This window comes from Flavobacterium sp. (assembly GCF_043773265.1).
Lineage (GTDB): Bacteria > Bacteroidota > Bacteroidia > Flavobacteriales > Flavobacteriaceae > Flavobacterium.
Genome location: NZ_JAYVFH010000190.1, coordinates 1 through 9,581 on the forward strand (window position 1 = coordinate 1; position 9,581 = coordinate 9,581).

Annotated in this window: 9 protein-coding genes; 4 read left to right on the forward strand and 5 right to left on the reverse strand. The window is 29.7% G+C overall.

What is annotated here, in order from left to right; all coding sequences use genetic code 11:
* Positions 1–217: 217 nt before the first annotated feature.
* From ACH2BO_RS10070 to panB, 4 genes are all read right to left on the reverse strand, one after another.
* Positions 218–1,546 (reverse strand): aldehyde dehydrogenase, encoded by a 1,329-nt coding sequence (locus ACH2BO_RS10070; protein WP_395044614.1) that lies wholly within the window; start codon positions 1,544–1,546, stop codon positions 218–220.
* A gap of 3 nt (positions 1,547–1,549) precedes the next feature.
* Positions 1,550–2,929, reverse strand: a complete 1,380-nt coding sequence (locus tag ACH2BO_RS10075; RefSeq protein WP_395044615.1) for a hypothetical protein — start codon at positions 2,927–2,929, stop codon at positions 1,550–1,552.
* Positions 2,930–2,998: 69 nt separating this feature from the next.
* Positions 2,999–3,694, reverse strand: a complete 696-nt coding sequence (locus tag ACH2BO_RS10080; RefSeq protein WP_395044616.1) for an RluA family pseudouridine synthase — start codon at positions 3,692–3,694, stop codon at positions 2,999–3,001.
* A gap of 18 nt (positions 3,695–3,712) precedes the next feature.
* Positions 3,713–4,531 (reverse strand): 3-methyl-2-oxobutanoate hydroxymethyltransferase, encoded by an 819-nt coding sequence (gene panB / locus ACH2BO_RS10085; protein WP_395044617.1) that lies wholly within the window; start codon positions 4,529–4,531, stop codon positions 3,713–3,715.
* A 91-nt stretch (positions 4,532–4,622) separates the two neighbouring features.
* On the opposite strand from panB, the gene ACH2BO_RS10090 reads away from it, so the two are divergent.
* Positions 4,623–5,690, forward strand: coding sequence for a porin (locus ACH2BO_RS10090; RefSeq protein WP_395044618.1), 1,068 nt, complete (start codon positions 4,623–4,625; stop codon positions 5,688–5,690).
* Positions 5,691–5,809: 119 nt separating this feature from the next.
* Complete coding sequence (locus tag ACH2BO_RS10095; protein ID WP_395044619.1) at positions 5,810–6,154, forward strand: hypothetical protein; 345 nt, start codon at positions 5,810–5,812, stop codon at positions 6,152–6,154.
* Here the strand turns inward: ACH2BO_RS10095 and ACH2BO_RS10100 are convergent, their stop codons facing one another.
* Entirely contained in the window at positions 6,155–7,582 is a 1,428-nt protein-coding gene (locus ACH2BO_RS10100) for an L-serine ammonia-lyase (RefSeq protein ID WP_395044620.1), read from the reverse strand.
* Positions 7,583–7,661: 79 nt separating this feature from the next.
* On the opposite strand from ACH2BO_RS10100, the gene ACH2BO_RS10105 reads away from it, so the two are divergent.
* Both ACH2BO_RS10105 and dnaK read left to right on the forward strand, forming a co-directional pair.
* Positions 7,662–8,048 carry a DUF2809 domain-containing protein gene (locus tag ACH2BO_RS10105; RefSeq protein WP_395044621.1) on the forward strand — a complete coding sequence of 129 codons (387 nt, stop codon included), beginning with the start codon at positions 7,662–7,664 and terminating at the stop codon, positions 8,046–8,048.
* 138 nt (positions 8,049–8,186) lie between these two features.
* On the forward strand, positions 8,187–9,581 hold a 1,395-nt coding region (gene dnaK / locus ACH2BO_RS10110; protein ID WP_395044622.1), incomplete at its 3' end, for a molecular chaperone DnaK.

Genomic DNA, 9,581 nt, shown 5'->3' on the forward strand with positions numbered 1-9,581 from the left:
TTTTGTAAAAATTTATTATTGTGATTTTTGTTAGTTCTAGTAAAGATATAAACCAAAGAAAGTAGCGCAAAAAAAGAAATCATCAAATACCATTTTAACTCATAGTATTCAAAACTTTTTAAGATTAAATTATAAGGTAAAAATATTATCATGAAATTTATTTATAATTAAATTTGACTTTAATAGTTGACCAAACAATAAATATAATGAATTTATTTTACAACCAACCTAAAATTCTTTTTATTAATTTTAATTTATCTTTGTATGGTGCATATCTAAGAGGTAAATCTAGCCAAGTAGCTTTTATTACAATTGATTTTTTGTGTGAAAAAGCATCAAAACTTTTTTTACCATGATAAGAACCAATTCCAGAATTCCCGACACCGCCAAATGGCAAACGTTTGTTAGAAAAATGAATTACAGTATCATTAATGCATCCACCACCAAAAGAATATTTTTTTAATATAGCTTTTGCCCAAGTTTTATTATTTGAAAAAACATATAATGACAATGGTTTTTCATATTTAGAAATTATGGTTTCAATTTCTGTTTCATTTTTATAACTAATTATTGGTAAAATTGGACCAAATATTTCATCTTTCATAACTAAACTATCCATTTTAGATTCGTCTAGTAGTGTAGGAGCAATATAATTATCTAATAGATTGTTTTGTCCTCCAAATAAAATTGTTTCATTTTCTAAAAACTCACTTAATCTTTCCCAGTTTTTTTTATTTACAATTCTAGCAAAATCAGAAGAAGTTTCAGGATTTTCTCCATAGGCAAGAACTATTTCTTCTTTTATCGCTGCTATAATTTTAGATTTTACATTTGTGTGAACTAATAAATAATCTGGTGCGATACAAGTTTGACCTGCATTTATAAATTTTCCCCAAACTATTCGTTTAGCAGTGAGTTTTATATTGCAATTTTTATCAATAATACATGGGTTTTTTCCGCCAAGTTCTAGTGTTACTGGTGTCATAAATTCAGCAGCAGCTTTTGCAACAATTTTTCCAATTGAAACACTTCCTGTAAAGAAAATATAATCCCAACGTTGTTTTAGCAGTTTTTGAGAAACATCAATTCCTCCTTCAACAACTTCTACATGGTTTTTATTAAAAACTTCTGAAACTATTTTTAAAATAATTTTTGAAGTATTTGGTGTTAATTCGGATGGTTTTAATATTACTTGGTTTCCTGCAGCAACAGCAGCTATCAATGGACAAAGTGCTAATTGATATGGATAATTCCATGGTGCAATAATCAATACTTTTCCGAAGGGTTCACTTAAAATATAATCTGATGATGGAAAATTTATAATCGATGGAAAAATATTTTTAGGTTTTGTCCAATTATTTATGTTTTTAATAGTATGCTTTAAATCTGAAACAACATAACTTGTTTCTGTTATAATTGATTCAAATTCTGGTTTTTTAAAATCATTATATAATGCAGAAACAATTTGGTTTTCGTATTTTACAACAACATTAAGTAGTTGCTTTAACTTATCTTTTCTATAACTAACACTTGTTTTATATTCCATATTTTATAAAAATGCCCATCTAAAACCTGTATAAAAATCGGCTTGTTTACTATCATTAATTAATGCTGTAATTATTGAACCAGAACCAATATAGAAACCACCAACTCTAAAACCCAATCCGGTATTAAAACCAGATATTTCTGAACTACTAAATGGTGCAAAAACTTCAAAAAAACCTGCGTTAAATCTTGGTGTTATTGTTAGAATATTTTGTGCAGTAATTTGATCATTTGCATTGTTGTCATTTAGTTTTTGTTGCAAAAAACCTGTAACATAAAATGAAGAAATAAGTTTAACATCAGCATATAATGAAATTGTAGTTGGTAGTTTTACTTTAAAATCTTTTTTCTCGGCTTCAATTTTATCCAAATAACCTTCGTTAATTAATATAGTTTCAATTTGCTGAAGATTATCAATGTTTTCAAATTGATTTAAGTTTAATCCTTGCGGATCATTAATTGTAGATTGAATGTTTAAAACATAATTTGTAGAAAAATTATTGTCATCTTTAAAAGTCATTGCTCCAATGTTCTTTATCGATAAACCTACATTTAGTTTGTATTTATTTTGATTTTTTTTAGGGTTTGATTCTGGGGTATCTTTCCATTGATAATTGATTCCGATATCTCCAGAAAAACCATTTAAACTTCCAAAAACAGATTTAGAATAATCATTAAAATTAGAAAAACTCTCGGCTAATCCGCCAGAATAAGTAATATTTAAATTAGCAGTTGTATTATTAAGATAAGCTTGTCCTGCTGTGTTAGTTATTGTTCCATTAAATTTATCTAATCCTAAATTTGAATATGAACCTGGAAATAGCAATTTAAAAGTTGCACCTATATTAACTTTATGAGTTGAATCGTTTAATAAATTAGTTGCTGCAGACAAGCCAATTTCACCCCAAGTTGTTCCGTTTAACCTTTGATTATAATCGTTATTTATTGTGGTTGAACCCAATATGCTATTTAATCCCGAATTTACTAGCGCATCACCAAGATGAGTATCAACATCAACAATATCTAGCTTTCCTGAAGCTTTTGAAGTAATTGCAATTGCCCAATTTTTGGTTTTCATAGCAAAACTCGGACCATAAATTTCTCCATCAATTCTAAAATTTACAGGTTCATTTCCTGTAAATATTAATGTTTCCAAATTCTTTCCAGTTAATATATCGTTAAACCCAATTTTATTATTAGAAACATTAAAACTTGTTCCCAAAATACTGGCTTCAAACTTGTTAGACATATTCATTAACTCTGCAGGATTGTTTGTGCCCGAAATTATACCAACTCGGCTCGAAGTATTTAAACCAGCAAAATGCTCTTGTGAAAATGAATTAATTGCAAAAAATGCAGTTATGAATAAAATGGCTCTTTTCATGATTTTTTTGTAAATATAATTATACTTGTTAAAAATAAACTTATATATTAAACTAGATTTGTTATATAATTAGCATAAATTCCATATTGTATCATTTGGTGTAGGAGCAATAATATTAATGATTTCTTTGGACACAGGATGAATAAATATTAATTTTCTAGCATGCAAATGTATTCCACCATCTTGATTGCTTCTGTCAAAACCATATTTTAAATCACCTTTTATAGAACATCCAATTGATTGTAATTGCGCTCTAATTTGATGATGCCGACCCGTATGAAGATTAATCTCTAAAACAAAATAATTATCTAATTCTTTAATTGTTTTATAATCTAAACTTGCTAGTTTGCTATCTGGAACTTCTTTTAAATGTGCTTTTGATGTGTTGTTTTTTTCATTTCTTTTTAAGTAATGAATAAGTTTATCTTCTTTTTTAGTGGGTTTGTTTTTAACAACTGCCCAATAGGTTTTTTGGGTTTCTCTATTACTAAAAAGCTCATTTAATCTTGTTAATGCCTTGCTAGTTTTTGCAAAAACAACTATTCCGGTTGTTGGTCTGTCTAGTCTGTGAACCACACCAAGAAACGCATCGCCAGTTTTATTATATTTTTCTTTTATATAATCTTTTACAATTTCAGAAAGTGGTTTGTCTCCAGTTTTATCACCTTGTACAATATCTCCAACACGTTTGTTTATTATAATTATGTGATTATCTTCATAAAGAATTTGAAGATTTTCTTTAGTAGAAACGATTTTTTCTGCCATTTTATTGTTGCCAATTATCTAATATTGTTCACTTGTATTAGGAAAATCTTTACTCTTAACATCGGCAACATAATTTCCAATTGCTTTAGTCATTTGATCATATAAATCTAAATAGCGGCGTAAAAACCTTGGACTAAATTCGTTGTTCATTCCCAACATATCATGAATTACTAAAACTTGTCCATCAACTCCGCCACCAGCTCCAATTCCGATAACTGGAATTGAAATACTTTTAGCTACTTTTTCGGCTAGTGCTGCAGGAATTTTTTCTAAAACTAAAGAAAAACATCCTAATTTTTCAAGTAATTTAGCATCTTCTAATAATTTTTCTGCTTCTTCTTCTTCTTTAGCTCTAACAGTGTAAGTTCCAAATTTATAAATTGATTGAGGTGTTAAACCTAAATGTCCCATTACAGGAATTCCTGCTGCCAAAATTCTTTTTATTGATTGTTTAATTTCGCTTCCACCTTCCATTTTTACAGCGTGGCCACCACTTTCTTTCATGATTCTAATAGAAGAACGTAGGGCTTCTTTTGGATCAGACTGGTAACTTCCAAATGGTAAATCTACAACAACTAAAGCTCTTTCAATTGCACGAACAACTCCAGATGCATGATAAATCATTTGGTCTAAAGTAATTGGCAAAGTCGTTTCGTGTCCAGCCATAACATTACTTGCAGAATCACCTACAAGAATTACGTCAACACCAGCAGTATCAACAATTTTTGCCATGGTGTAATCATAAGCTGTTAACATAGAAATTTTTTCGCCATTAGCTTTCATTTCTATCAATGATTTGGTTGTAATTCTTTTGTAATCTTTTTTGGCTACTGACATTTTGAATAAATTAAGATTGTAAAAGTAATAAATTCGATTAGTTTTGTAATAAATAGATTTGAAAATAAAATTAAATATATTAATTAACAAAATGACATACATGAAAAATGCGATTTTATTAATTTGGTTGTTATTAACTAAGGTATTATTCGCACAAGAAAAATCAGATTTAAAAGTTTCCTTCTCGGGTTTTGTAGAAACATATTATTCCTATGATTTTAATGAAAATTTAGATGCTACAAAGTTGCCATTTATGTATAATTATAACCGCCATAATGAGTTTAATTTGAATATTGGTTTACTTCGTGCAAAGGTTGAATATGAAAATACTTATGCTATATTGTCTTTACATTCAGGAACATATGTAGATGATAATTATTCTAATGAGAAAATGAAATATATCAATGAAGCTTATGTTGGATTAATTTTAGATAAAGACAAAAGACACAGTATAGAAGTAGGAATTCTACCAAGTTATATTGGGTTTGAAACCGCAAATTCGGCTTCAAATTTAACATTAACACGTTCTATCTTGGCTGAAAATTCACCTTATTTTATGACAGGAATAAAATATAATTACAAACCATCAGATAAATGGAATTTTGCTGCTTTGGTAACCAATGGTTGGCAAAGAATAAACAAACCACAAAATGATGTCCTGCCATCATTTGGAACTCAAGTTGTTTATAAATCATCTTCAAAATCAACTTTAAATTGGAGCACATTTATCGGAAAAGAATTCAATGGAATTAATTATACTATGCGCTATTTTAGTAATTTATATTGGGATAAAAAATGGAATGACAAATGGCGAACAATATTAGGTTTTGATTATGGTTTGCAAGATGTAAATTTAACTAATGATAAATCCTCATCTTGGTTAAGTCCGGTTTTTATTGCACAATATTCAATAAATCAGAAATGGCAAACCGCTTTTAGAACAGAATATTATCAAGATGAAAAAAACATAATTATTGCTACAGTTGATGAATTTAAAACACTTGGATTATCATTAAACTTTGATTATTTGCCAAATTCTAAAGTAAAATTTAGAACTGAAGCTCGTTATTTTAATAGCACAAAAGAGGTGTATGTAAAAGGTACAGAAGTTGTAGATTCAAATTTTTTTTTGACAACTAGTTTAAGTTTTGAGTTTTAATACGGCAACTTTCAATTCTATAAATCTTGGAATTCTGATATTATAATTCATAATTGTATAATTTAAATGGATGATTTTACACTTAATTTTACTAAAATAATTCATATAAATTAAAAGTTATGAAAAATCAAGATTTAGGTTCTAAAAAAATGAACAACAAGCAAAGTAATAATGATGATTTATTAGGTGTTACTATGCAAAATCATACTGGTTCTTTAATGAAATCAGAAATTGAAGTTGATAAAAATGGTGTAAGAAAAGTGGTTGAAAGAGCTCGAAACACTAATCATGATAAGGAAAATCATGAAGTTTCTACAGATAAAAATTTAAGCACAAAACCAAGCACTGCATCAGAAGCTATAGGAAAAAAAATGGTAGAAAATAAGGATAAAAATTTTGATATTACACCAAATCGTTACCCAAATTCTAGTCCAGAAAATAAAGAAAATAGAGGAAATTTGTAATTAACAATCTGACATGTTAACAGCAATTGCTAATCCACCTTCAGACGTTTCTTTGTATTTAGAATTCATGTCTTTAGCAGTTTGCCACATAGTATCAATAACTTTATCTAGTGGAACTTTGGCATTTTTAGCATCGGTTTCCATGGCTAATTCAGCTGCGTTTATGGCTTTTATTGCACCCATTGTATTTCTTTCGATACACGGAATTTGAACTAAACCACCAATAGGATCACAAGTTAATCCTAAATGATGTTCCATAGCAATTTCGGCTGCCATTAATACTTGATCTGGTGTTCCGCCCATAACTTCAACCAATGCTGCTGCTGCCATAGCTGATGAAACTCCTATTTCTGCCTGACATCCACCCATTGCAGCAGAAATTGTGGAACCTTTTTTAAAAATACTACCAATTTCACCAGCAACCATCAAGAATTGTTTGATTTCTTTTTCGCCAGCTTGATGATTTTCTATAACCAAATAATACATTAAAACTGCTGGAATTACACCAGCACTTCCATTAGTTGGTGCGGTTACAACTCTTCCCAATGCAGCATTTACTTCATTTACAGCAAGTGCAAAACAGGAAACCCATTTAAGTATTTGACGAAATTTAACTTCGGTTTTTCTAATTTCTTCCAACCATTCTTGAGGATTAGAATAATTTGCCAAACCAATTAATCCTTGGTGCATGTCAAAAGCACGACGTCTTACATTTAAGCCACCAGGAAGAATTCCTTCACTATGACAACCAATGTACATACATTCTAACATTGTTTTCCAAATTCTAATTAATTCGTGATCAATTTCGGTTTCAGTTCGCATTGATTTTTCATTTTCAAAAACAATTTCTGAAATGGATTTATTTTCTTGAATTGTATAATTTAAAAGTTCTTCTGCATTTTGAATTGGAAATGGAAATTTTCGTTTTATTTCAGATTTATTTTTAGCATTGATACGTTCTTCTTTTACTACAAATCCGCCACCAATAGAATAAAAAGTAGCACAATATTCTTTATCATTATCATAAAAAGCTGTAAACTTTAATCCATTAGCGTGAAAAGATAAAAAGTTTTTATTGAAAACAATGTCTTGTAAAAAGTAAAACGGAATTTTATTTTGGTTGCCCAAATTGATTTCGTTAGTATCTTCAATTTTTTTAATAATTCCTGCAATATCTTGAATAGGAATGTATTCTGGATCTTGACCTGAAAGTCCTAACATTAAAGCTAAATCAGTTGCGTGACCTTTACCAGTTAAAGAAAGTGAACCATATAAATCTACTTTTACACGAGTTACTCTATTCAAAAGGGTTTCAGATTTTAATTCAGATAAAAAACGTTCAGCAGCGCGCCAAGGTCCAAGTGTGTGTGAACTAGATGGTCCAACACCAATTTTTAACATATCAAAAACCGAGATGCATTCTTCCATAAACTATATCGTTTTAGTTGAGCAAATATATACTAAAGATTTAAAATAAAAGTATCTTTGAAATGTCTAAACATATTATATGACTTCTATCCATTTCAATAAAAAATACTTCCTTTTCTTTACAATACTTTTTATTACAGAAGTTCTTATTGCATTATACATTCACGATGATTTCATTAGACCGTTTTTTGGAGATTACTTAGTCGTATTTTTAGTGTATTGCTTTATTATGAGTTTTATTAATTCAAATAAATATAGAATTGCTTTTGGAGTTTTGGTTTTTGCTTTTGCAATCGAATATATACAATATATTGATTTTGTTTCAACTATAGGATTGCAAAAATCTAAATTGGCTTCTACTATAATTGGAACTTCTTTTTCTGTTGAAGATTTGGTTATTTACATCTTAGCATTTGTATCAATAATAAGTTTAGAAAGTATTTTTGATAAATATAATTATAAATAAATGTCAGTTTGTCATATTAATTTATGTCATCAATTAATTAAACTGACAATTTACAAAGTTTTATGCAATGGCATAATCATTGCTTTTTGACACTCGAGTTATAAAACTGAAATTTTCTAAAATTAATTAAATATAAAAATGGGAAAAATAATTGGAATTGATTTAGGTACAACCAACTCCTGCGTTTCTGTAATGGAAGGTCAAGAAGCAGTAGTAATCCCTAACTCAGAAGGAAAAAGAACGACACCATCTATCATTGCATTTGTTGAAGGTGGCGAAATTAAAGTGGGTGATCCAGCTAAAAGACAAGCTGTGACTAATCCAACTAAAACGATTGGTTCTATCAAACGTTTTATGGGACATACTTTTTCTGAAACTACAGAAGAAGCGAAAAGAGTACCTTATTCAGTAGTAAAAGGTGACAACAATACGCCACGAGTTGATATCGATGGTCGTTTATATACAGCACAAGAATTGTCAGCAATGACACTTCAAAAAATGAAAAAAACTGCTGAAGACTATTTGGGTCAAACAGTTACAGAAGCAGTTATTACTGTTCCTGCTTACTTTAACGATGCACAACGTCAAGCTACAAAAGAAGCTGGAGAAATTGCTGGTCTTAAAGTAATGAGAATTATCAATGAGCCAACTGCTGCGGCATTAGCTTATGGATTAGACAAAAAAGGAACCGATCAAAAAATTGCAGTTTACGATTTAGGTGGTGGAACTTTTGATATTTCTATCCTTGAATTAGGTGATGGAGTTTTTGAAGTTTTATCTACAAATGGTGATACGCACTTAGGTGGAGACGATTTTGACCAAACTATCATTGACTGGTTGGCAGATGAATTTAAAGCTGAAGAAGGAATTGACTTGAGACTAGATCCAATGTCATTACAAAGAATTAAAGAAGCTGCTGAAAAAGCTAAAATTGAATTATCATCTTCTGCGGAAACTGAAATCAATTTACCTTATGTAACAGCTACTGCTTCTGGACCAAAACACTTAGTGAAAAAATTATCTAGAGCTAAATTCGAGCAATTATCAGATTCTTTAGTAAAACGTTCAATGGAACCAGTTGCTAAAGCGTTGAAAGATGCAGGTTTATCTACATCAGATATTGACGAAGTTATCCTTGTTGGTGGTTCTACAAGAATGCCAAGAATTGCTGACGAAGTTGAAAAATTCTTTGGTAAAAAAGCATCTAAAGGAGTTAATCCTGATGAAGTTGTTGCAATTGGAGCAGCTATTCAAGGTGGAGTTTTATCTGGAGATGTAAAAGATGTATTGTTACTTGACGTTACACCTTTATCTTTAGGAATTGAAACTATGGGTGGAATTATGACTATTTTGATTGAATCAAATACTACTATTCCAACTAAAAAATCTCAAATTTTCTCTACAGCTGCCGATTCTCAACCAACTGTTGAACTACACGTTCTTCAAGGTGCAAGAGCAATGGCTGCCGATAATAAAACTATCGGTCGTTTCAACTTAGATGGTATTCCACCAGCACCAAGAGGAGTTCCTCAA

Bases quoted from the DNA above. Each gene is read 5' to 3' on its own strand.
- ACH2BO_RS10070 (WP_395044614.1), bottom strand. From the start codon at position 1,546: ATGGAATATAAAACAAGTGTTAGTTATAGAAAAGATAAGTTAAAGCAA.
- ACH2BO_RS10075 (WP_395044615.1), bottom strand. From the start codon at position 2,929: ATGAAAAGAGCCATTTTATTCATAACTGCATTTTTTGCAATTAATTCA.
- ACH2BO_RS10080 (WP_395044616.1), bottom strand. From the start codon at position 3,694: ATGGCAGAAAAAATCGTTTCTACTAAAGAAAATCTTCAAATTCTTTAT.
- panB (WP_395044617.1), bottom strand. From the start codon at position 4,531: ATGTCAGTAGCCAAAAAAGATTACAAAAGAATTACAACCAAATCATTG.
- ACH2BO_RS10090 (WP_395044618.1), top strand. From the start codon at position 4,623: ATGACATACATGAAAAATGCGATTTTATTAATTTGGTTGTTATTAACT.
- ACH2BO_RS10095 (WP_395044619.1), top strand. From the start codon at position 5,810: ATGAAAAATCAAGATTTAGGTTCTAAAAAAATGAACAACAAGCAAAGT.
- ACH2BO_RS10100 (WP_395044620.1), bottom strand. From the start codon at position 7,582: ATGGAAGAATGCATCTCGGTTTTTGATATGTTAAAAATTGGTGTTGGA.
- ACH2BO_RS10105 (WP_395044621.1), top strand. From the start codon at position 7,662: ATGACTTCTATCCATTTCAATAAAAAATACTTCCTTTTCTTTACAATA.